Raw genomic sequence first — 23,348 nt, forward strand, 5'->3', positions numbered from 1 at the left:
CTTTTGTCATAAAAGCTTCATTACAGAATTTGATCGGGAAACGGCGGGCATAAAAAAACCTGTGGGAACTGGCTGGTTCCCACAGGCTTTCATCGTGATTCAACGTCAGGAATAAACCGGCCAGGTATCAACGATCTTGCCGCCGCGCACCGCCAGCAAATCACCAAACTGCAGCAACACCGCCTCGGTCTGGGTCGGTCGCAGGAAAACCTGATCCTCCACGGTCAGCCCCACGGCATTCGAACCGTTGACCATCTCCTGATTCGAACTGCGCCCGTAAATCCCATTGCTCTGCAGCCCCGGTGGCGATTCAAACTCGGCCATCCAGTTGCCGCCGTAGATGAAGAACGTCTGGCGCTGGTTGGCGTCCCACCACGAAAACAGCTTCGACTTGTCATCCAGCGCCGGAATGTTCACCGCCCCGGTGCTTTTCAATACCGGCGTGGCGATGTACGTGGCAGGCACATGCTCCACCAGTGACGGCAGATCGTAGTGCGTCGGCTTGAGCATCGCCGTGCCCACCGAGACTTCGCTGCTCAGGCTTTCGTTTTCGTGCATGCGATAACTTGGACTTCCGGCAGTGTTCAGGCACAAGCCGTCATGCCACAGCGCCGGGTATTGCTGCCGGGTGAAGTCGACGCAGCGCTGATAAATCACCATTACCTTGGCGAACAGCTCCTCGGGCGAACCGAGAATCCCCGGCACGCCCATGCCCACGAACGGGTCGTAGCCCATGAAGCCGGCGAATTCCAGGTGCTGCGGGTTGGCGGCGATCAGCGCGAGCATCTGCCCGAGCACGTTCACGTCACTGACCCCGCCCCGGTGCAGGCCGACGTCCAGTTCGATGTTGATCCGCATTCGGGTGCCCAGTCCCTGCGCCAGCGCGAGGTATTGCTGCAGGCGCTCGGGGTTGTCGATCAGCCATTGCAGTTGCTTCGCCGGGTCGAACGGGCCTTTGTGGGTCTGGTAGAACAGCTCCGCCGAGCGTACCGGCAACGGCTTGCCGAGCAGGATGTCGGACTGCGGATAGACCTGCGCATCGTGATTGAGAAACGGCTGATGAAACGACATCAACCGTTGCGTCCCGGCCCGTTGGCCGATGTAGCTGAGCAGCCCCGGCGACGGCAGCGATTTCTCCACCAGTCGCAGGTGTTTGCCGCTGCGTTTCACCGAGCCCAACACGACGTCGATGTTGTGGTCGAGGCGATCCAGATCGATCAACAACACCGGGCGCATCGGGCCTTTGCTCTTGAGTTCGTTGTTCAGCGCCCGGAAATACTCGCTGTAAGGCCCGCCGCGATCCCCCGGCCGCAGCCACGCACCCACGCCCACCAGCAAGGCGCCGACACCCAAGGTGCCGAGCACAAAATTGCGTCGATTGACCGCCATCAACTCACCCCCAGAATCGATGACAGATGCCCGTTGAGAAACTTGCCGCTCGGGTCCAGCGCCTGGCGCACCTGAATGAATTCCTGCCAGCGCGGGTACAACGTCTGCAAAGTCCGCGCGTTGAGCGTGTGCAACTTGCCCCAGTGCGGGCGGCCGTTGTACTTCCAGAAGATCGGCTCGACGGCGGCGAAGAAGTTGTGATGGTCCATCTGGTAATGCTGGTGGACCGAGATCGAGCAGCTGTCGCGGCCCTCGAACATGCTCAGGGGAATGTCGTCGGCCTTGACGTAGCGGTACTCGATGGGAAACCAGGTGCGCAGGTCCTTGTCGCGGATCAGTTTGAGAATCTCGCGCAGGCACGCCGGACCATGTTCGGCGGGCACCGAGTATTCCATTTCGTTGAAACGCACGGTGCGCACGTTGGCGTAGATGTCGAACGAATCGCCCACCCGATCCTCGAAACTCGCCAGATGCCGCAGGCTGTTGAGCAGCGAACTGCGCAGGCCCGGGAAGTCGCTGCCGTACTTGTCGATCTTTTCGATCAGGGTCACGAACTCATTGCCGCCCTCATCTTCGGGCGGGATCGGCGGCGTGGCCGGATCGGTGGTTTCGTTGAGGGCGATGGACAAGGCGTAGTCGGAATGGGTGACGACGAGCATTTCCCAGTGCTGGTTTTCCGATGTGTTCTTGTCGATGTCTTCCAGCAGTTCTTCGGTCTTGGCGATCCATTGGCGTTCGCGCAGGCGATAGGCCGGGCGATTTTGCAGGCGGATTTTGGTCGCTACGCCCAATGCACCGAGGGACACCCGGGCGGCGTTGAACACTTCGGGATGACGCTGGCTGTTACAGTCCAGCACTTCACCGCTGGCCGTCACCAGTTGCATGCCGCAGACGTGGGCGGAATAGGACTGGAAGGTTTTGCCGGTGCCGTGGGTGGATGTGGAAATCGCGCCGGCGAGGGTCTGGTAGTCGATGTCGGCCATGTTTTGCAGGGCCTGGCCGACGTCCTTGAGCGGTGTGCCCATGCGCGACATCGGCGTGCCGGCGGCGAATTCGGCTTGCAGGGTTTTCGGGTCGTGATCGAGCAGACCATTGAAGTAGCTCAGCGACAACAGCGTGCCGTCAGTAGGCACCAGCGCGCTGAAGGAATGCGCCGAGCCGACCGGACGGATCTTGCCTGGTGCCTGCTGAATCACTGCCGTCAGTTCATCCAGGTTCTTTGGCGCCACTCGCGCCGCCGGTAGGCAACTCTGGCCGCCCGACCAGTTGCGCCACGGGATCAACCGGGGTGCGCGCATCAATTGGCCCAAGGCCGGATTCGTCGCCAGCGCACTGAAAGCGCCGACGATGCTTGCCCGTTGCAACAGCTGACGTCGAGTCAGATCCATCGTCATGCGCGCACCCTTATTGTGGCAGCGGCTGGTCGGCCATGAAGCCGATCAACTGAAGGAATTGTTCTTCCGAGCACTCGACGCACTGGCCCATCGGCGGCATGCCGTTGTAGCCATTGATGGCGTGGTCGAGCAGCGTGTCGGCGCCCTGCTGGATGCGCGGTTCCCAGGCCTTGCGGTCACCGGTCAGAGGCGCATTCGCGGCGGGATTGGCGTGGCAGAGCTGGCAGCTGTTGGCGTAGATCTGCGCCAGCGCCGGGTCTTTGGGAATGGCGTTGTTGGTGCTGGCCGGGGGGTTGGGGTCTTCGCCGCAGCCGGCCAGTGCAGCGGCCAGCATCAGCGGCAACATGATTCGGGATGCCCGCATAACGATCCTCGCGTGGGGTGCCACTTATTGTTGTGATCACACCTTAAGGCAGCGACGCCAGCGCGTTGAGGGCATTGCGGGCCAGCGAAGGGGGCATCCGGGGACAGCCAGGACGCAGCTCGACATCGTCTAAACGGCGGATATTCTGCTGAGCCCTCTGCCCTGCGCCTTTGCGTGACATTCGCGTGACATTTGCGGGTTTAAATTTCGGCGCATTCAGGCGTATAACCGTTACAGACTTTTTCAATGACACGCGGGGTAGCGACATGACCACAGCAAACATCCTTGGCAATCTGTTCCCTTCTGTCAGCGACATCCCGGAAAAATACCGCCTCGACGGTCAGGTCGAACAACGCGAATACCTGGTTGATGGCCAGTTGCGCCGCTGGGACGGCCCCCTCGCCACCGTGCGCAGCCCGGTCTATCTGCACGGCGAAAACGGCGATGAACAAGTGATCCTCGGCAGCACGCCGCTGCTGGACGCCGACACCGCCCTCACCGCCCTCGACGCCGCCGTGCGCGCCTATGACAGGGGCCAGGGCCTGTGGCCGACCATGCGCGTCGCCGAACGCATCCAGCACGTCGAAGCCTTCCTCGGGCGCATGCGCCAGCAGCGCGACGCCGTGGTGAAACTGCTGATGTGGGAAATCGGCAAGAACCTCAAGGACTCGGAAAAAGAGTTCGACCGCACCTGCGACTACATCGTCGACACCATCAATGCGCTGAAAGAACTCGACCGCCGCTCCAGCCGCTTCGAGCTGGAACAGGACACTCTCGGCCAGATCCGTCGCGTACCGCTTGGCGTGGCGCTGTGCATGGGGCCTTACAACTATCCGCTGAACGAAACCTTCACCACGCTGATTCCGGCGCTGATCATGGGCAACACCGTGGTGTTCAAACCGGCCAAGCTCGGTGTGCTGCTGATCCGTCCGCTGCTCGAAGCCTTCCGCGACAGCTTCCCGACCGGCGTGATCAACGTGATCTACGGCAGCGGCCGCGAGACCGTCAGTGCGCTGATGGCCAGCGGCAAGATCGACATCTTCGCCTTCATCGGCACCAACAAGGCCGCCAGCGACCTGAAGAAACTGCACCCGAAACCACACCGTTTGCGCGCCGCACTGGGGCTGGATGCGAAGAACCCCGGCATCGTCCTGCCGGAGGTGGATCTGGACAATGCCGTCAGCGAAGCCGTCACCGGCTCCCTGTCGTTCAACGGCCAGCGCTGCACCGCGCTGAAAATCCTGTTCGTGCATGAAGACGTGGTCGAAAGCTTCATCGAAAAATTCAACGCGAAACTGGCCAGCCTCAAACCGGGCATGCCGTGGGACAGTGGCGTGTCGCTGACGCCGTTGCCGGAGTCGGGCAAGGTCGATTACTTGCACGGCCTGGTGGCCGATGCCCAGAGCAAGGGCGCTCAGGTGGTCAACCCGAATGGCGGCGAATCGCGGGAGTCGTTCTTCTATCCGGCGGTGCTGTACCCGGTGACACCGCAGATGCGCGTGTATCAGGAAGAGCAGTTCGGCCCGGTAGTGCCAATCGTGCCGTACCGCCATCTCGATACCGTGATCGACTACGTGCTGGAGTCGGACTTCGGCCAGCAACTGAGCATCTTCGGCACCAACCCGGTGGCGGTCGGCCGCCTGGTCGATACCTTCGCCAACCAGGTCGGGCGGATCAACCTCAATGCCCAGTGCCAGCGCGGTCCCGACACCTACCCGTTCAACGGGCGCAAGAACTCCGCCGAAGGCACGCTGTCGGTACACGATGCGCTGCGGGTGTTTTCAATCCGTACGTTGGTGGCGACCAAGTTCCAGGAACCCAACAAGGACCTGATCAGCGAAATCATTCGCGGGCGCGATTCGAACTTCATCGCCACCGATTACATCTTCTAAGGAGGAATCACCGCTGAGCACTTTCAGCCCTCACCGCTGGCCGCCGCTGTTGCGGCGGATTCTGCGGCCATTGCTGGACCCGTACCGTCGCTACCGGCATGCGCGGTTGATTCATGCGGTGCGGGTGGCACTGGGGTTGCTGGCGACGATCCTGCTGACCACCGGCATCAACCTGCCTCACGGCGAGTGGGCGTCGGTGACCATGCTGGTGGTGATCGGCGGTTTGCAACACCACGGCAATATCGGGAAGAAAGCCGCCGAACGCGCCACCGGCACCTTGATCGGCGCCGGCGTCGGTCTGTTGCTGGTGGCGCAGCAGGCGTGGCTGGGAATGCCATGGCTGACCTATTTCGCGATGGCGGTGGTGTGCGGATTCTTCTCGTATCACGCCATCGGCAAGGGCGGCTACACCGCCCTGCTCTCGGCCATTACCGTTTTCATTGTCGCCGGGCATGGCGACAACCCGATCACCGACGGGCTGTGGCGCGGGGTCGATATCCTGATCGGAATCGCCCTGGCCCTGGCCTTTTCCTTTGCCCTGCCGCTGTACGCGGTGTACTCGTGGCGCTACAACCTGGCCGATGCGTTGCGCGACTGCGCAACCGTGTACGGGCGGATCATCAGCGGTGAGCCGGTTTCCGCCGATGAACATCTGAAACTGATGGGCCGGTTGAACACGGTGATGGTGCAACTGCGCTCGCTGATGCCGTCGGTGTCCAAGGAAGTGAAGGTCTCGATGACCGAACTGGACGCGATCCAGCGCAACCTGCGCATGTGCATCAGCACCCTGGAAATCCTCGGCAATACTCGACCGGACACCAACGACCCTGAAGCGATGGCCCATCTGCAATCGGCATTGAAGGCCGAGCATCGGCAGATCCGTGTGCAACTGATCGGCATGGCCCGGGCCTTGAAAACCGGTGCGACCCAGCGTCTCGGGCGCCCGGTGGAATTGCCGGACGCCAGCCTTGATGCGCCGGTTTACAGTCCGTTGGACGGTTACCGTCTGCTGACCCGGCAACTGGCGTCCAACATCGGCGAAATGCGCCAGCGCCTGGCGAAGACGGCGCCGCGCTGGAATATCTGATCGACGTATTTTTCGATGTAACAATTTCGACATCATCTCTACAATGCGCCCCCACAACGGACGTGGGCGGATGCATAAATGCAATTCAGGACGAATATCAATGCCTTGCGGGCGCTTGCCGTGCTATCGGTGGTGCTCTATCACTTCGCTATCCCAGGATTCGACGGCGGATTTGCGGGCGTAGACGTGTTCTTCGTCATTTCCGGCTTCCTGATGACCGGCATCATCTTCACCGGTCTGGCACAGCAACGCTTCTCCCTGGCGGGTTTTTACGCATCGAGAGCCCGGCGAATCATCCCGGCGCTACTGGCGGTGTGTTTCGCCCTGCTGCTGTTCGGTTTCGTCTTCCTGCCGCTGGATGACTATCGCGACGTCATCAGAACGATCAAAAGCAGCCTGCTGTTCAGTTCCAACTTCATGTTCGCCAAGGGTGGCAGCTACTTCGATGCGCCGCTGCAAGAAAATTGGTTGTTGCACACCTGGTCGCTGTCAGTGGAATGGCAGTTTTACATGCTGTATCCCCTGCTGCTGATGGCGCTGTACAGATTTCTGGGCCCACAAAAAACCCGCTATACCCTGTTGATGCTGGCCGCCTTGTCTTTTGCTGGGTCGGCTGTTGTTACTCGCACAGACCCGGTATTTGCCTTCTACATGTTGCCGACCCGCGCCTGGGAACTGATTGCCGGCGGCCTGGTGTTTCTCTTCCCCCTGCAACTGGGCAAACGTAACGGTTTTATCTTTGAAGGGCTGGGGCTGCTGGCCATTTTGGGGAGCGTGTTGTGCTTTTCGGAGCAGGATCTGTGGCCAGGTTACCTGGCGCTTTTACCGGTATTGGGCACCGTACTGGTGATCTATGGTAATACTCGCTCTGTCTTCAGTACTTTCAAGCCATTGCAGTTCACCGGCACCATTTCCTACTCGGTTTACCTGTGGCACTGGCCACTGGTGGTTCTGCTCTACACTTGCGGCCTGCTCGACAGCTGGCCGCATGTAGCGGGTGCCGTGGCGCTTTCGTTCGTTCTGGGTGCCATGTCGTATTACCTGGTGGAGTCGAAGATCACGCCGATGACCACCGCACGCGGCACACTTTTCAAGTTTGCGTCGTGGGTAATCGGGATGGTTATCCTGTCCGCCACAACGGCGTCACTGGTCAAGGACCATCCGAACCTTCGGTTCGCCTTTGTCGACCTCGGACAACCCGAATACATCAGCAAGCTCTATACCCAAGAGTGCCTTCCGAGTGCCTACGACGCCGCCGATTGCAAGCTGGGCCGTGGCGAGGTGTCTGTCATTCTTTTTGGCGACAGCCATGCGCAATCCACCGCAGCATCCGTGCAGATGAATAATCCGCAGGCAGCCCTGTCCTGGTCGCTCGGTGGTTGTCCGACGTTGCAAAGCTTCCAGATGCACGACAAAAAACTCGAGCGCAAATGCCAGGCGTTCAATCACGAAAAACTGCAGATACTGAAAAACTCGTACGTCGGGGTTCCCGTGGTGCTGTTCAGCAGAGCGGCGCTGTATGCCGATCCGAGTCGCAGTAACAGCTATCAGATTCATTTTCCGGATCGGTTGCCTGTGTCCTTCGGCGATGCCTATGTCGCCGAATACGCAAATACCGTCTGTGCGATCGCCGAAAACCATCCGGTCTACATCGTCAAGCCGATCCCGGAAATGCCGTTCAGCGTCTATAAAGGCCTGAATCTGCACCAGCGCATTTTCGGTGACTCAGCCGACATTTCGATCCCGTTGAAGGATTACGAGCAACGCAACCGGATCGCCAACAATGCCATCGACATTGTGGCGAAACGTTGCAATGCGCAGGTGGTGGACCCGACCCCAAACCTTTGCCCGGATGGTAGCTGCATGGGGTCAAAAAAGGGTGTGCCGTTGTACTTCGACGATAACCATCTGGTGGATGCCGGTAATAAACAACTCAAAGACCTGTTCAAGTCCGTGATCAAGGAGATCTGAAGTCACTGCGCCGCCAGACGCCGCGACTTGAAGCCCCAGCCCTGTTGCATGCCGGCAGCGGCCAGCAGGATCGCCGCCACACCGACCCATTGCAGAGTCTGCAGGTGATGGCCGAAGGCAAACCAGTCGACGAAAATCGCCGCAATCGGATAGATGAACGACAGTGCGCCGGTCAGCGCCGTCGGCAGTTTCTGGATCGCGCCGTAGAGCAACACGTACATCAGACCGGTGTGGACGATGCCCAGCGTCACCAGGCTGGCCCAGGCACCCGGCGCCTGCGGCAGCGCGTTCAAGTGGGCGAACGGTGCCAGCAGCAACACACCAGTGCAGACCTGGATCAGCGCAATCAGGTGTGGTGGTGTGCCGGTCAGGCGCTTGATGATCAACGCGGCGATGGCGTACAGAAACGCCGCCCCCAGTGCCAGCGCGATGCCCATCAGGTAATCATTGCCGCCCTCGCCCTGCCCGCCGTGGGCACTGACGATGGCCAGCATTCCCATAAACGAAATCGCCAGCCAGAACAGCTTTTGCAGGGTGATCTTCTCGCCCAGAAACAGCGCCGCCAATCCCACCAGCATGAACGGTTGCACGTTGTACACCGCCGTGCCGATGGCAATCGAGGCCCGTGAATAGGAAGCGAACAGCAGCACCCAGTTGCCGACAATCGCCATGCCGCTGAGCACGGCCAGCAGGAACGTGGTGCGGGTCAGAATGCCCGGGCGCAAGAAACCGAAAGCGGAGCAAATCAACAGCAAAGTCCCTGCGCCGAATACGCAGCGCCAGAACACCACGTCCAGCACCGGTTGCCCGGACACCAGCACAAACCAGCCGATCGTCCCGGATATCAGCATGGCAGCGGTCATTTCGAATGAGCCGCGACGGATTGTTTTGTCCATCATCAATCTCCTTAATGTGTGGCAAAAGTATGCCAAGCGAGACCGAGGCTTCTCCAGCGCAAAAAGCAGGCTAAACTCGATTTCTGCCTTTTTTATCAAGGGTGGTTTGCGTCATTCGCCTAATGCGGGAGTTTTTGTATGACCGACGATATCGACCAGATCCTGATCGGGGCCTTGATGGAAGACTCCCGGCGTTCGCTCAAGGCCCTGGCGCAGATCAGCGGGTTGTCCTCGCCGAGTGTGGCCGAACGCTTGCGCCGACTGGAAGAGCGCGGCGTGCTCAAGGGCTATACCGTGGAGATCGATCCCAAGTGCTTCGGCTACCAGTTGCAGGCCATCGTCCGCGTGCGGCCATTGCCGGGGCAGTTGCAGGAAGTGGAGCGGCAGATCCTGTCGATTCCCGAGTTCACCGAGTGTGACAAGGTCACCGGCGAGGACTGTTTCATCGCCCGCCTGCATGTGCGGTCGATGGAGCAACTCGACACCCTGCTCGACCGCCTCAATACCCTGGCCGAGACCAATACGGCCATCGTCAAGAAAACACCGGTCAAACGACGATTGCCGCCGATGGCGTGAGCGGCGTAGATTGAGTTTTTTCCAGCGAAGGATTCGCGGCATGAAAATTCAGGCAGTGATACTGGCGGCATTGATGCTGACGGGTTGCGGGACCATACAGACAGTAGCGCTCAGCGATAAAACGAACGTCGATCAGTTGAAGGCGAAAAAAACCTACTGCGGCGCCGTACCGCGTATCTACAGCGGCGTGACGTACGATTTCTGCATGCTGCACGCCGAAAAACCGGATGACGTCGATGCGTTCAACTACAAGAACCCCTCCCTCGGGCTGGTGGTCGACGGAGCCGTTTCCGGGGTGCTGGATACGTTTCTGCTGCCCTACACGATTTACAAGCAACACGCCGACGGCAGCATGATCATCAACTGATCACGTTTTTGCAGACAACAAAAAACCCGCTCTCGCGGGTTTCTTGTTTATAGCGGTGTAGCGATCAGTCGTCGCGGCTCATGATGCCGAAGATCTGCAACAGGCTGATGAACAGGTTGTAGATCGATACATACAGGCTGATGGTCGCCATGATGTAGTTGCGCTCGCCGCCGTGGATGATGGCGCTGGTCTGGAACAGGATGCAGACCGACGAGAACAGCACAAAACCTGCGCTGATCGCCAGTTGCAGGCCGCTGATCTGGAAGAACATGCTCGCCAGCGTCGCACCCAGCAACACGAAGAAACCGGCGGTGATGAAGCCACCGAGGAAGCTCATGTCCTTGCGGGTGATCAGCACGTAGGCCGACAGGCCACCGAACACCAGTGCAGTCATCGCGAACGCGGAGCTGACCACTTCAGCGCCGCCCTGCATGCCCAGGTAACGGTTGAGGATCGGGCCGAGCAGGAAACCCATGAAACCGGTCAGGGCAAACGCCGACACCAGGCCCCAGGCCGAATCACGAAGTTTGTTGGTGAGGAAGAACAAGCCGTAGAAACCGATCAGCACCACGAAGATATTCGGGTAGCCGACGCGCATCTGCTGGGCCACGAAAGCCATCACACCGCTGAAAGCGAGGGTGAGCGCCAGCAAGCCGTATGTGTTGCGCAGGACGCGGCTAACCTCTAGCTGCTCAGCCTGCACGCTGTTGTGAACTGCGTAATCCTGTTCGCGCATGGCGACACTCCTGTTGGTTTGAAACGTTCAGTCGCAAAGATCATAACAGACGCTCTGTAACAAGCCATGCACAGAGTTTGACAGTGTGTTTCATTCAGGTATTATGGCGCCCGCAACGCAACGGAGGTGTGGCCGAGTGGTTTAAGGCAACGGTCTTGAAAACCGTCGACTGTAACAGGTCCATGAGTTCGAATCCCATCGCCTCCGCCATATTTGATACGACAAAGCCCTGATTATTCAGGGCTTTGTCGTTTCCGGGAATCGGCAATCTTGTCTCTCCCTTTCTGTATCGTTTCCGCATCTTTTTGGTCATTTCCGCAACCCTACCTCTCCGAAGCCACATATTCGACCTCGACACGCAGGGAGATGTGGGCTGAAAAGTGGATGACTAGACACATTCGCCTTCGCCACCCAACTTAACCTGGATCTTTCGCACCACACTGTGCATCGCTGGCAGATAGCGCCGAGCCGCTTCCTCCACCGACATCGCCTTAGCGATGTAAACCAGGTTCAAACAGCCCATTAGCCGCGCCTCATGCGTGATCGGAACGGCGATGGCAGCGATCTTGCGCTCCTGGCCCCAGTGGGAATTATTTTCTCCGTATCCCCTGCTTACCGTATGTTCCACCAACCGCTCAACAAAACGCCGGTCAGTTGCCAGCGCGGATTGCTCGTCTTCGCGGCTGATCATCAACTCAATCAGTTCTTCACGTTCGGCAGGCGGGCAAAAAGCGAAGTAGGCACGTCCGGTGGCGGTCATCAGCAACGGCAGGCGCCGCCCGACCATGGAACGGTGGAACGAAAGGCGACTGAAGCGATGGGTAGTCTCGCGAATCACCATGGCGTCGCCGTCCAGGGTGCACAGATCGGTGGGCCAAACTACCTCTTGCAGTAGCTCGCCCAGCAGCGGTGCCGCGATGGAGGAAATCCACTGCTCATCGCGAAAACCCTCACTCAATTCCCGCACTTTCAGGGTCAGCCGATAGCTGTCGTCGGACTCGCTGCGCCGCACGTAACCTTCGGCCTGCAAGGTCTCCAACAGGCGCCTGACGGTGGTGCGGTGCAGCCCACTCTGCTCGGCCAGTTGAGCCGTGCTGGCGCCGCCGTCGAAGCGATTCAGGCCGTTGATCAGGGCCAGGCCGCGCATCAATCCACGCACGGCCTTGTATTCGGTCTCGCTCATCGAATCGCTCCGTTCTGCTTGCAAATCAACGTTGTGCACCTGGTGCACACTAACAAGGGTTGTCGTTGTCGACCAGCCCGACCATTTCCATACTGCGCCCAACAAGAAATCCAAAAGCGCTGTAGGGAGATATCCATGAGTTCTGCACCCACGCCTACCCCATTGGAGCTGAGCACCGACGTCGCCATCGTCGGCGCCGGTCCCGTCGGCTTGATGATCGCCAATTACCTTGGCCAGTGTGGCGTGAAAGTCACTCTGGTGGAAAAACTCGACAGTCTGATCGACTACCCCCGCGCCATTGGCCTGGACGATGAAAGCTTGCGTACCTTCCAGGCGGTTGGCCTGGTCGACGCCGTGCTGCCCCACACCACCCCTTGGCACGCGATGCGTTTCCTTACTCCCAAAGGTCGCTGCTTCGCCGATATCCAGCCCAAGACCGATGAGTTCGGCTGGCCACGACGCAACGCCTTCATCCAGCCCTTGGCCGACCGCGTGCTGTTCGACGGCCTGCAACGCTTCGATAACGTCAAAGTGCTTTTCAGTCGCGAACTGGAGAGCTTCGAACAAAGCGACAGCGTCGTTGTGCTCAACCTCAAAGATCAAAACGGTCGCGGCGAGCGCCTGCATGCCCGCTACCTGATCGGTTGCGACGGCGGCAACAGCCTGGTGCGGCGCAGCCTGGACATCAGCTTCGAAGGCAAGACCGCGCCGAACCAGTGGATCGTGGTCGATATCGCCAACGATCCGCTGGGCACTCCTCACGTCTACCTGTGCTGTGACCCGGTGCGCCCTTACGTTTCTGCTGCCCTGCCCCATGGCGTTCGGCGTTTCGAGTTCATGGTCATGCCCGGAGAGACGGAAGCCGAGCTGAGCAAACCGGAAAACATGCGCAAGCTGCTCGGCAAAGTCTTGCCCAACCCGGACCACATCGAGCTGATCCGTAGTCGCGTCTACACCCACAACGCCCGCCTGGCCGGACGTTTCCGTCAGGGGCGGGTGCTGCTGGCCGGCGATGCCGCGCACATCATGCCGGTTTGGCAAGGCCAGGGTTACAACAGCGGCATGCGCGACGCCTCCAATCTGGCGTGGAAACTGGCGATGGTGATCCAAGGCCTGGCCGCCGATAGCCTGCTCGACAGCTACGAACAGGAGCGTCGCGACCACGCCAAGGCAATGATCGATCTGTCGGTACTCGCCGGTCACGTACTGGCACCGCCCAAGCGCTGGCAAGGCACCTTTCGCGATGGCGTGTCCTGGTTGCTGAACTATCTGCCGCCGGTCAAACGCTTCTTCCTGGAAATGCGCTTCAAGCCGATGCCGCAATACACCAAGGGCGCGCTGATCGCCGCGCAAGACAGCGCCTCGCCGGTGGGCAAAATGTTCATCCAGCCGCAGGTGCTCACCGAAGCCGGCGAGCGGGTGCTGCTCGATGAAGTGATCGGCAAGCATTTCGCAATCATTGCCTGGGGCTGCGATCCGACCTGGGGCCTTTCGGCTGCGCAAATCGAACAGTGGCAGGCGCTGGGTACGCGCTTCATTCAAGTGCTGCCGGACGTCCAGCTCAAGTCCGCCAGCGATGCCGGCAAAGGCGTGATTCGCGTCGGTGACAGTAGCGGCCGGATCCGCGAGTGGTTTGCCCACGGGGCATCGTCCATCGCCCTCGTACGCCCGGATCGTTTTGTTGCCGGTTTGGCCATTCCGCAAACCGTGGGTCAGGCCTGCGATCAGTTGATCCTTGCGCTCAAGGCTCTGCCGCACCCGGCCGCGACTTTCGTCGCCAGCAAGGTGGCCTGAGATGAGCGCTTATCTGCACTGCATATCCCACACGCCGCTGGTGGGGTTCGTCGACCCCGAACCGCAGGTGCTGGCCGAAATTGACGGCATGACCGCCGCGGCCCGTGAGCGTATTGCCCGCTTCGCCCCGGAGTTGATCGTGCTGTTCGGCCCGGACCACTACAACGGCTTTTTCTACGATGTGATGCCGGCGTTCTGCATCGGAATGGCAGCCCATGCAATCGGCGATTTCGGTACGGCTGCCGGTGAACTCGACGTACCCAAGGCGCTGGCTGAGTCGTGCGCCCAGGCGGTGCTCAATGCTGGGGTCGATACCGCCGTGTCGTATTGCATGCAGGTCGACCATGCCTTCGCTCAGCCACTGGAATTGTTGCTCGGCGGCTTGCAAGGCTGTCCGGTAATCCCGGTGTTCATCAATTCGGTGGCGGTACCCCTGCCCGGTTTCAAGCGTGCCCGCTTGCTCGGCGAGGCTATCGGTCGATGGGCCAAAACGTTGAACAAACGCGTGCTGTTTCTGGCCTCCGGCGGCTTGTCGCACCAGCCACCGGTGCCGGAGCTGGCCAAAGTCGATGCGCGTATGGCGGACCGACTGATGGGGAGCGGCCGCGATCTGCCTGCCGATGAGCGCCTGGCCCGCCAGAACCGGGTCATCCAGGCCGCGAGGGAATTCGTTCAGGACCAGCACTGCCTACATCCGCTCAACCCGACCTGGGACCGGGGCTTTCTCAACAGCCTCGAACAGGGACGCCTGAGCGATTTCGATGGGCTGGGCAATGACGAGCTATCGGCACTGGCCGGCAAATCCACCCACGAAGTGAAAACCTGGGTCGCGGCGTTCGCCGCCCTCTCCTCCTTCGGCCCGTACCAGACCGAAGACCGCTACTACCGACCGATCCCTGAATGGATCGCAGGCTTCGCCAGCCTCGGCGCACGACCACAGCACAACCATCACTGAATTTCGAGGAACTGCCATGACTGCCACTGGATTCACCGAAGCATCCACCAGCCGCTTTACCCGCATCAAGGAAGGCGACCTGGACCTGCAACTGCATTACAACGATGTCGGTCCAATCCCTGAAAATCCGGGCGCCGAAACCGTGGTCATGCTCCACGGTTCTGGTCCCGGTGCCAGCGGCTGGGCCAACTTTCACTGCAACATCGAGCCCTTGGTCAACGCCGGCTACCGGGTGATCCTGATGGACTGCCCTGGCTGGAGCAAAAGCGATCCGGTGGTTTGCGATGGCTCGCGCTCGGACCTCAACGCCCGCGCCCTCAAAGGCCTGATCGACGTGCTGGACCTGGACCGCGTGCACATCATCGGCAACTCCATGGGCGGCCACAGCACCGTGGCGTTCGCCCTCGCCTACCCGCAACGCATCGGCAAACTGATCCTGATGGGCGGCGGCACCGGCGGCCCGAGCGCCTTCGTCCCGCAACCCACCGAGGGCATCAAGCTGATCGGCGCGCTGTACCGCGAGCCGACCATCGAGAACCTGAAGAAGATGATGAACGTCTTCGTCTTCGACGCCAGCAGCATCACCGACGCGATGTTCCAGACCCGCCTGGACAACATCCTGGCGCGCCGCGATCACCTGGATAACTTCGTCAAGAGCAGCACCCTGAACCCCAAGCAGTTCCCGGACTTCAGCCATCGCCTGCACGAGATCAAGGCCCGCACCCTGATTGTCTGGGGCCGCGAGGACCGCTTCGTGCCGATGGACACCGGCCTGCGCCTGCTGGCCGGTCTGCCCGACGCGCAACTGCATGTGTTCAACCGTTGCGGCCATTGGGCCCAGTGGGAACACGCCGACACCTACAACCGCCTGGTGCTGGATTTCCTGACCCATTGATGACCGAGGCCACCATGACCCTGACTCAAGCCACACTGGAGCAACTGGCAAGCGACCTGCGCCAGGCCCAGGCCCACGGCGAAGCCATCGCGCCTTTGCGCGAACTGATCGGCGAAGACAATGCAGACGCCGCCTACGCCATCCAGCGCCTGAACATTGCTCACGCGGTGGGCAATGGCAACCCCGTGATCGGCCGGAAGATCGGCCTGACCAATCCCAAGGTCCAGCGGCAACTGGGTGTGGATCAGCCTGACTTCGGCACCCTGCTCGCCGACATGCGCTATGACCACAACGACCGTGTACCGATCGGTCGCGTGTTGCAGCCGAAGATCGAGGCGGAAATCGCCCTGATCCTCGAGCGTGACCTGCCGAGCACCGAGACCACTTTCGCCGATGTACTGGCCGCCACCGGTTGGGTCGCTGCGGCGCTGGAAATCGTCGGCAGCCGGATCCAGAACTGGAACATCCGCTTCGTCGACACCGTGGCCGACAACGCCTCCAGTGGCTGTTTCGTCCTCGGCGAAAGCACCCGCCAGATCGACGGCCTCGACCTGCAGGCAGCCACCATGCGCATGACCCGCAACGGCGAGGAAGTATCCAGCGGCAGCGGCGCCGAATGCCTGGGACATCCACTCAACGCTGCGGTCTGGCTGGCTTGCACCATGGCCCGCCTGGGCGATCCGCTGCGCGCCGGCGACATCATTCTGACCGGCGCACTCGGGCCGATGGTCGCGGTCGCTGCCGGTGACCGTTTTGAAGCCGAGATCGACGGTATCGGTCGTGTCGCGGTCGACTTTGCATAAGGGGCAACAACCATGAACAAACTCAAAGTCGCGATCATCGGCTCGGGCAACATCGGCACCGATTTGATGATCAAGATCCTGCGTAACGCCAGGCATCTGGAAATGGCGGTGATGGTCGGCATCGACCCTGCCTCCGACGGCCTCGCCCGCGCCCAGCGTATGGGTGTGGCAGTGACACACGAAGGTGTCGAAGGCCTGGTGCGCATGGACGAGTTCCAGAACATCGATTTTGTTTTCGACGCTACCTCGGCTGGCGCCCACGTGAAGAACGATGCGTTCTTGCGCTCGGTCAAACCCGGCATCCGCCTGATAGATTTGACCCCGGCAGCCATCGGCCCGTATTGCGTGCCGGTGGTCAACCTGGAACAGAATCTGGCTCAGCCAAACGTCAACATGGTGACCTGTGGTGGCCAGGCGACCATCCCGATGGTCGCAGCGGTGTCGCGGGTGGCCAAGGTGCATTACGCCGAGATCGTCGCCTCGATCGCCAGTAAATCCGCCGGCCCCGGCACCCGTGCCAACATCGACGAGTTTACAGAAACCACTTCCAGGGCCATTGAAGTGATCGGCGGTGCAGCCAAGGGCAAGGCAATCATCGTGATGAACCCGGCCGAGCCGCCGCTGATGATGCGCGACACCGTGTTTGTGCTGTCCGAAGCTGCCGATCAGGCGCAGATAGAGGCTTCCGTCGAGGAGATGGCGGCGGCAGTGCAAGCCTATGTGCCGGGCTATCGCCTCAAGCAAAAAGTGCAGTTCGACGTGATTCCCGAACACGCGCCGCTGAACATTCCGGGCCTCGGACAATTTTCCGGGCTAAAGACTTCGGTATTCCTCGAAGTCGAAGGAGCCGCCCATTACCTGCCCGCCTACGCCGGCAACCTCGACATCATGACCTCCGCTGCCTTGGCCACCGCCGAGCGCATGGCGCAGTCGATGCAAAAGGCTTGAGGAGAATTTCATGAACGGCAAAAAACTTTACATCTCCGACGTGACCCTGCGCGACGGCAGCCATGCCATCCGACATCAGTACTCGCTGCAAAATGTTCAGGACATCGCGCGCGCACTGGACAAGGCCAAGGTTGATTCAATCGAGGTGGCTCACGGCGATGGCCTGCAAGGGTCGAGCTTCAACTATGGCTTCGCCGCACACACCGATCTGGAATGGATCGAAGCGGCCGCCGACGTGATCCAGCACGCGAAGATCACCACCTTGCTGTTACCCGGTATCGGCACCGTGCATGACCTTAAGGCCGCCTACAACGCCGGAGCTCGGGTGGCGCGCATCGCCACCCATTGCACCGAAGCGGATGTCTCGAAACAGCACATCGAGTACGCCCGCGAGCTGGGCATGGACACCGTCGGTTTTTTGATGATGAGCCACATGATCCCGGCCGAGCAGCTCGCCGCGCAGGCCAGACTGATGGAAAGCTACGGCGCGACCTGCGTGTACATGGCCGACTCCGGTGGTGCAATGAACATGCAGGACGTGCGCGATCGTTTCCGCGCGTTCAAGGCGGTGCTCAAGCCGGAAACAGAGACGGGGATGCATGCCCACCACAATCTGTCGCTCGGCGTGGCCAACTCGATCACCGCTGTCGAGGAAGGCTGCGACCGCATTGACGCCAGTCTCGCCGGTATGGGTGCCGGCGCCGGCAATGCGCCGTTGGAAGTGTTCATCGCCGCCGCCGAGCGCCTGGGTTGGAACCACGGCACCGACCTCTACACCCTGATGGACGCCGCCGACGACGTCGTGCGTCCGTTGCAGGACCGCCCGGTGCGGGTCGATCGCGAAACCTTGGCCCTCGGTTACGCCGGGGTCTACTCCAGCTTCCTGCGCCACGCCGAAGTTGCCGCCGCCAAATACGGCCTCAAGACCCTCGACATTCTTGTCGAGCTGGGCAAGCGGCGCATGGTCGGCGGCCAGGAAGACATGATCGTCGACGTCGCGCTGGACCTGCTCAAACGCTGACCCCTGTACCACCCCGGCCGACCGTCCACGCAGCGGTCGGTCGGTTCTGCTTTGCCCATTACAACAATAAAACGGGTACTTCCCATGACATCGCTGAACGTGACAACCACCACGCTGTATATGGCACGGACCATTAGTCTTTGCTTCCTCGTCGCCCTGATGGAAGGCCTGGACCTGCAAGCCTCGGGGATCGCCGCCCAAGGCATGGCGGCAGCTTTCCAGCTGGACAAAATGCACATGGGCTGGGTCTTCAGCGCCGGGATTTTCGGCCTGTTGCCCGGTGCATTCCTCGGCGGCCTGCTGGCCGATCGCATCGGCCGCAAACGGGTACTGATGGCCTCGGTGGCACTGTTCGGGCTGTTCTCCCTGGTCACGGCCATGGCCTGGGACTTCAACAGTCTGATGATTGCCCGTTGCCTCACCGGAGTGGGGCTAGGTGCCGCCCTCCCCAATTTGATCGCCCTGACCAGTGAAGTGGCCGGCCCGCGCCTGCGTGGCACTGCCGTCAGCCTGATGTACTGCGGCGTGCCGCTGGGTGCGGCGCTGGCAGCCAGCATCGGCATCGCTGAGCTCGCCGGCGGCTGGCAGGTGGTGTTCTACGTCGGTGGTGTGGTGCCGCTGTTGATCGTGCCGCTGCTGGGGCTGTATCTGCCGGAGTCGGCGCAGTTTCGCAACGCCCGTGAATCTGCCCCGATCGGAGTGGTCCGGGGTCTGTTCCGAGAAGGAGCGGCGTTGCCGACGCTAATGATCTGGGTCAGTTACTTCTTCACCCTGATGGTGGTGTACATCCTGATCAACTGGTTGCCCAGCCTGTTGGTCGGCCAGGGCTTCAGCGGCCGCCAGGCCAGTTGGGTCATGCTGGCACTGCAGTTTGGCGCGGCCCTCGGCACTTTGTCGCTGGGTTGGGTGATGGACCGGTTGCCGGCCTGGGCCCTGTCCGCGCTGATCTACGTCGGCATTCTCGGTTCACTGATAGCTCTGGGTCTGGCCAGTCGGTGGGAAAGCATGCTGGCAGCCGGTTTCGTCGCCGGTTTCTTTGCCACCGGCGGTCAATGCGTGCTGTATGCCCTGGCACCGCACTTCTATCGTCCGACGATTCGCGCCACAGGCGTCGGCAGCGCCGTCGCCATCGGCCGCCTGGGTGCCATGAGCGGCCCCTTGGTGGCCGGCAAAATGCTCGCACTTGGCACCGGCACCACCGGGGTGATGATGGCTTCGGCACCCGGCATCGTCATCGCCGCCCTGGCGATGTTCTACCTGTCGGTACGGCGCAACGGCGCTCAAATCGACTGAAACCCCTTTCTCGAACCCCGTGCAAGAACAGTACGGGGCTGCTCCATAACCCTGAATTGAACATCGCCCTGTTCAAATTCTTCGCTGACAAGGAAACCGCCATGAAACGCAGAGACTTCCTGAACGCTACAGGCGTAGCCATTTCCGCAGGTGCTGTCATGTCCGTAATGCCTGCCGTCGCTTCTACCGCTTCACCGTTTTCGGATGGAATGATCAACACGAATGCCCGGCGCATTGACGTACACCATCACTTCGTTCCGGATTTCTGGGCGGCCGACCTGGCTAAAAATGGCGGCGATCCGTCAGGCTGGAAAATGCCAGCCTGGAACCCCGTCTCGGACATCGAGTTCATGGACAGCCTGGGCATCGACATGGCCATGCTCTCGCTCACTGCGCCGGGTGTCGCAGGCTGGAAGGGACAAGCGGCCCTGGACATGGCGCGTCGCGTCAATGAATACGCCGCGCAACTTGCCAGTGATCATAAAGGGCGCTTTGGCAGCTTTGTGACCCTGCCGATGCAAGACATCGAAGGTGCCTTGAAGGAGCTGGAACACGCCATGACGGTGTTGAAAGCCGAAGGCGTGATTCTGCTTTCAAACTACGACGGTCTCTACCTGGGCGACGCCCACTTCGATCCTGTCTGGCAGGCTTTGGAAACCTACAAGGCTGTCGTGCTCATACACCCAACTCAACCCAAGCTGGAACTTATCCCTGGCATTCCTGGCCCCACGGCGGACTATCCTTTTGATACGACCCGCGCGGCACTGAGTCTGCTGGCGAATCGAGTACCTGCCAAATACCCTGACGTCAAAATCATTCTGTCCCACGCTGGCGGTTTCATTCCCTACGGGGCTGACCGATTTGCGCAAAGCCTGGGCAATCTTGGCCTGGGATTTACCCCTCAAGAACTGATCAGCCAGATGCAGAACTTCTATTTCGATACTGCACTGTCCGCCAGTGCGACCGTGCTGCCGAGCCTGATGGCGTTCGCGCGCCCCGGCCATGTGCTTTTTGGCAGTGACATACCCTACGCAATCAACGACAAGGTTAAATGGTTCACACGTAACCTGGACACTTACCAAGGTTTCTCTAAAGGTCAGTTAAGTGCCATCAATCGTCAATCCGGCCTGACGTTATTTCCACATCTAAAAAACTGAACACGCAATAAATCCACCTCGCCGACCTCGTTTGTCGGCGAGGCGGATTCGCTCGCCTTTCATTCAGTACACGCCTATCAATAACAACAAAATGAAGGCCAAAATGAACAAATATTTTGTACTGACGACCCTCGTCGCCATGAGTTCATCCTTGCAGGCAAATGACTTTATCAGCGATAGCTCTGCAAAAATGACGTTACGCAACTTCTATTACGATAGGGATTATCGCGATGGCAGTGGCCAGTCCCAGGCACAAGAATGGGCACAGGGTTTCATATTCAACTATGCCTCGGGCTATACCGAGGGCACGATCGGTTTGGGTTTGAATGCCGTCGGAATGCTCGGCGTGAAGCTTGATTCAGGCCCTGGTAGAACCGGCACCGGAATACTGGCGTATAACGCCTCGACTCACGAAGTTGCAGATGATTATTCCAAATTCGGCCTGGCTGCCAAGGCGCGCTACTCAAAGACAGAGGTGCAACTGGGCACACTGCAACCCTTGATGCCTGTGTTGCTGGCTAACACCATGCGGTTGTTCCCGCCTTTACTACGGGGGGGCTACCTGACGTCCAAAGAAATGGATGGGTTAACGTTGCATGTTGCGCATCTGGATCGCATCAAATATCGCGACTCCACTGATTTTGAACCCATGGCAATCGCCAATCCCAACCGCCGATTCAAGGCCGGGGCGACCTCAAACGATTTGAATATTGTCGGGGCTGACTACAACTGGTCGAAAACCCTTACTACCCGCTATTACCACGCCACGCTTAACGATCTGTATGAGCAGGACTATATCGACCTGGTGCATTTCCTGGACCTTGGGCACAGCCGTTTCAAGACCGATTTACGTTATTTCAACAGTCGTGAAAACGGCAATGAAAAAGCAGGAGCCGTCGATAACCAAACGCTGAGCAGTATGTTTACCTGGCTGGCGGGTGCTCATTCCCTGGGCGTGGGTTACATGCAACTCACGGGCGATACGGCCCTGCCCTACGTTTCAGGTACGAGTGTCAACGTCAACACCGAAGGGGCATTGGTCTCCGAGTTCGTTAATCCCAACGAGCGTGTGATGCAAATTCGGTACGACTACGACTTTGCGGCTTTAGGCATTCCCGGGCTACGCGGTATGTGGCGCTACATCAAGGGCGATCACATTGAACTGCCGGGTGATGCCATCGGCAGCAAAGAGCGTGAACGTGGAATAGAGCTCTCCTACGTGATTCAAAGCGGCACGTTCAAGGATGTGGCATTCAGGATTCGTCAAGCCGACTACCACAGTGACTTTGCGCGTAACGTCGGCGAGTTGAGAGTCAATGTGGATTACTCTGTCCAATTGTGGTGAGTATGAAATGGGAGCTTTCGGGCAAAAGCAGACAGTCAATGTTCGCGGGTCTGATTTCTTGAGATCAGTAGAGACCTTCACAAAATCGATCTCGGCCTGGTCCGGAAAATTTATGTTTTCCGGAATTCACCAAGGCGACACATTTGACTCAAATTGAACGACCATGTTCAACTTGCGCTACGCCATACTCTTGCGCCTAGAGTCTCCCATAGTGAAGCTCAATCCCGCACAGCCAGCACGCCACGTGGCTCCCACTGTACGCGCCCGTGCACTGACTCATATGATTTTCGAACGGCCGGATCTGGAACGAACCGAGCGCTTTCTCCAGGACTTCGGGCTGCTGACGGTTCTGCGCAATGCGGATCTGCTGCTTTTACGTGGCACCGGACCGACTCCCTATTGCTATCGCGTACACCGCGGCAAGAAGCCACGTTTTATTGGTTTCGGTCTGAGTGTCGGTTCCCGTACCGACCTGGAGCGTCTGAGCTTGTTACCACAAGCATCACCCATCATGCCGTGCGATCACCCCGGAGGTGGCGAACAAGTCACCTTGCGCGACCCGTCCGGTTTCCTCGTCGAGGCCCTTCATGGCCAGTCGGTGGTTGGCTCCAGGCCCCATCGCTCGCCCTTGCCACTCAACCTTGGGGATAGCGTGGTGCGCATCAATGCAACCCAGCGTCCGCCGATTGCTCCACCAGAGATCATCCGCCTTGGCCATCTCGTGCTGGAAGTGGCGGACTTCCAGCGCACCTGCGCCTGGTACACACAACACTTCGGATTCATTCCCAGCGATGTGCAGTTGTTGCCTGACGGTTCGCCGGCGGTGGCCTTCCTGCGTCTGAATCTGGCCGACACGCCAGCCGACCATCACACGCTGGCCCTGGCCCAGGGATTCATGCCGGCCTACAGCCATAGCGCTTATGAGGTGGTCGATCTGGACGCCGTCGGCATGGGCCAGAAGGTTCTTCGGGATCGGGGTTGGCGCCATGCCTGGGGTATTGGCCGGCACATTCTTGGAAGCCAGATCTTCGATTACTGGCAGGACCCGTTCGGCGACAAGCACGAGCACTATTGTGATGGTGACCGATTCACTGCCGACCAGCCCACAGGTGTGCACAGTGTCAGCGCAGCGGCGATGTCCCAGTGGGGCAAATCCATGCCCAGAAGGTTTACCAAACCGAAACTGACACCGGCGAATGTTCTTTCCTTGTTCCGCCATCTTCGCCGCAGTCCGGATCTGAGCGTGCGCAAGCTGATCACACTGGCACGCCTGTTCGCCTGA

At 59.9% G+C, this 23,348-nt stretch carries 21 protein-coding genes and 1 tRNA gene; 16 read left to right on the forward strand and 6 right to left on the reverse strand.

Features of this window, described 5'->3' with window-relative positions:
• Positions 1-105 precede the first annotated feature (105 nt).
• From ACKLNA_RS06430 to ACKLNA_RS06440, 3 genes are all read right to left on the reverse strand, one after another.
• A complete protein-coding gene (locus ACKLNA_RS06430; RefSeq protein WP_408985555.1) occupies positions 106-1,314 on the reverse strand; it encodes a DSD1 family PLP-dependent enzyme in 1,209 nt (402 codons plus the stop codon).
• A 74-nt stretch (positions 1,315-1,388) separates the two neighbouring features.
• Complete coding sequence (locus ACKLNA_RS06435) at positions 1,389-2,717, reverse strand: D-arabinono-1,4-lactone oxidase (RefSeq protein ID WP_408985556.1); 1,329 nt, start codon at positions 2,715-2,717, stop codon at positions 1,389-1,391.
• A 76-nt stretch (positions 2,718-2,793) separates the two neighbouring features.
• Complete coding sequence (locus tag ACKLNA_RS06440; protein ID WP_408985284.1) at positions 2,794-3,147, reverse strand: c-type cytochrome; 354 nt, start codon at positions 3,145-3,147, stop codon at positions 2,794-2,796.
• 266 nt (positions 3,148-3,413) lie between these two features.
• Here ACKLNA_RS06440 and ACKLNA_RS06445 point away from each other — a divergent pair, with 266 nt between their 5' ends.
• From ACKLNA_RS06445 to ACKLNA_RS06455, 3 genes are all read left to right on the forward strand, one after another.
• A complete protein-coding gene (locus ACKLNA_RS06445) occupies positions 3,414-5,039 on the forward strand; it encodes an NADP-dependent glyceraldehyde-3-phosphate dehydrogenase (protein ID WP_134826661.1) in 1,626 nt (541 codons plus the stop codon).
• Positions 5,040-5,085: 46 nt separating this feature from the next.
• Positions 5,086-6,126: an FUSC family protein gene (locus ACKLNA_RS06450; RefSeq protein WP_178083429.1), complete on the forward strand. Its 1,041-nt coding sequence runs from the start codon at positions 5,086-5,088 to the stop codon at positions 6,124-6,126.
• A gap of 78 nt (positions 6,127-6,204) precedes the next feature.
• Positions 6,205-8,097 carry an acyltransferase family protein gene (locus ACKLNA_RS06455; protein WP_408985285.1) on the forward strand — a complete coding sequence of 631 codons (1,893 nt, stop codon included), beginning with the start codon at positions 6,205-6,207 and terminating at the stop codon, positions 8,095-8,097.
• Positions 8,098-8,099: 2 nt separating this feature from the next.
• On the opposite strand, the gene ACKLNA_RS06460 is transcribed toward ACKLNA_RS06455, so the two are convergent.
• Positions 8,100-8,993: a DMT family transporter gene (locus tag ACKLNA_RS06460; protein WP_408985286.1), complete on the reverse strand. Its 894-nt coding sequence runs from the start codon at positions 8,991-8,993 to the stop codon at positions 8,100-8,102.
• Between the two features lie 138 nt (positions 8,994-9,131).
• On the opposite strand from ACKLNA_RS06460, the gene ACKLNA_RS06465 reads away from it, so the two are divergent.
• Both ACKLNA_RS06465 and ACKLNA_RS06470 read left to right on the forward strand, forming a co-directional pair.
• Complete coding sequence (locus ACKLNA_RS06465; protein ID WP_064381847.1) at positions 9,132-9,569, forward strand: Lrp/AsnC family transcriptional regulator; 438 nt, start codon at positions 9,132-9,134, stop codon at positions 9,567-9,569.
• 40 nt (positions 9,570-9,609) lie between these two features.
• Positions 9,610-9,936, forward strand: coding sequence for a YceK/YidQ family lipoprotein (locus ACKLNA_RS06470; RefSeq protein ID WP_408985287.1), 327 nt, complete (start codon positions 9,610-9,612; stop codon positions 9,934-9,936).
• 64 nt (positions 9,937-10,000) lie between these two features.
• Here the strand turns inward: ACKLNA_RS06470 and ACKLNA_RS06475 are convergent, their stop codons facing one another.
• Positions 10,001-10,672: a Bax inhibitor-1/YccA family protein gene (locus ACKLNA_RS06475; protein WP_027613775.1), complete on the reverse strand. Its 672-nt coding sequence runs from the start codon at positions 10,670-10,672 to the stop codon at positions 10,001-10,003.
• A gap of 122 nt (positions 10,673-10,794) precedes the next feature.
• Here ACKLNA_RS06475 and ACKLNA_RS06480 point away from each other — a divergent pair.
• Positions 10,795-10,882: transfer RNA gene (locus tag ACKLNA_RS06480), tRNA-Ser, on the forward strand.
• Between the two features lie 178 nt (positions 10,883-11,060).
• On the opposite strand, the gene ACKLNA_RS06485 is transcribed toward ACKLNA_RS06480, so the two are convergent.
• On the reverse strand, positions 11,061-11,855 hold the full coding sequence (locus ACKLNA_RS06485) for a DNA-binding transcriptional regulator (RefSeq protein ID WP_408985288.1): 795 nt from the start codon (positions 11,853-11,855) through the stop codon (positions 11,061-11,063).
• A gap of 135 nt (positions 11,856-11,990) precedes the next feature.
• Between ACKLNA_RS06485 and ACKLNA_RS06490 the strand changes: the two genes are divergently transcribed.
• The 10 genes from ACKLNA_RS06490 (at position 11,991) to ACKLNA_RS06535 (ending at position 23,348) form a co-directional block, all read left to right on the forward strand.
• Entirely contained in the window at positions 11,991-13,649 is a 1,659-nt protein-coding gene (locus tag ACKLNA_RS06490) for a bifunctional 3-(3-hydroxy-phenyl)propionate/3-hydroxycinnamic acid hydroxylase (RefSeq protein ID WP_408985289.1), read from the forward strand.
• 1 nt (position 13,650) lies between these two features.
• Positions 13,651-14,604: a 3-carboxyethylcatechol 2,3-dioxygenase gene (mhpB, locus tag ACKLNA_RS06495; protein ID WP_408985290.1), complete on the forward strand. Its 954-nt coding sequence runs from the start codon at positions 13,651-13,653 to the stop codon at positions 14,602-14,604.
• Between the two features lie 16 nt (positions 14,605-14,620).
• A complete protein-coding gene (locus ACKLNA_RS06500; protein ID WP_408985291.1) occupies positions 14,621-15,499 on the forward strand; it encodes an alpha/beta fold hydrolase in 879 nt (292 codons plus the stop codon).
• 14 nt (positions 15,500-15,513) lie between these two features.
• On the forward strand, positions 15,514-16,302 hold the full coding sequence (mhpD, locus tag ACKLNA_RS06505) for a 2-keto-4-pentenoate hydratase (protein ID WP_408985292.1): 789 nt from the start codon (positions 15,514-15,516) through the stop codon (positions 16,300-16,302).
• Positions 16,303-16,314: 12 nt separating this feature from the next.
• Positions 16,315-17,250, forward strand: a complete 936-nt coding sequence (locus ACKLNA_RS06510; RefSeq protein ID WP_408985293.1) for an acetaldehyde dehydrogenase (acetylating) — start codon at positions 16,315-16,317, stop codon at positions 17,248-17,250.
• A gap of 10 nt (positions 17,251-17,260) precedes the next feature.
• Positions 17,261-18,271, forward strand: coding sequence for a 4-hydroxy-2-oxovalerate aldolase (dmpG, locus tag ACKLNA_RS06515; protein ID WP_408985294.1), 1,011 nt, complete (start codon positions 17,261-17,263; stop codon positions 18,269-18,271).
• 84 nt (positions 18,272-18,355) lie between these two features.
• Positions 18,356-19,564 carry a 3-(3-hydroxy-phenyl)propionate transporter MhpT gene (mhpT, locus tag ACKLNA_RS06520; protein WP_408985295.1) on the forward strand — a complete coding sequence of 403 codons (1,209 nt, stop codon included), beginning with the start codon at positions 18,356-18,358 and terminating at the stop codon, positions 19,562-19,564.
• 101 nt (positions 19,565-19,665) lie between these two features.
• Positions 19,666-20,721 (forward strand): amidohydrolase family protein, encoded by a 1,056-nt coding sequence (locus ACKLNA_RS06525; RefSeq protein WP_349734189.1) that lies wholly within the window; start codon positions 19,666-19,668, stop codon positions 20,719-20,721.
• Between the two features lie 103 nt (positions 20,722-20,824).
• On the forward strand, positions 20,825-22,066 hold the full coding sequence (locus ACKLNA_RS06530; RefSeq protein ID WP_408985296.1) for an OprD family porin: 1,242 nt from the start codon (positions 20,825-20,827) through the stop codon (positions 22,064-22,066).
• A gap of 190 nt (positions 22,067-22,256) precedes the next feature.
• The gene (locus tag ACKLNA_RS06535) at positions 22,257-23,348 is read left to right on the forward strand and encodes a VOC family protein (RefSeq protein WP_408985557.1); all 1,092 of its coding nucleotides are present in this window, start codon (positions 22,257-22,259) and stop codon (positions 23,346-23,348) included.

This window comes from Pseudomonas sp. UV AK001 (genome assembly GCF_046097675.1).
Classification (GTDB): domain Bacteria; phylum Pseudomonadota; class Gammaproteobacteria; order Pseudomonadales; family Pseudomonadaceae; genus Aquipseudomonas; species Aquipseudomonas kribbensis.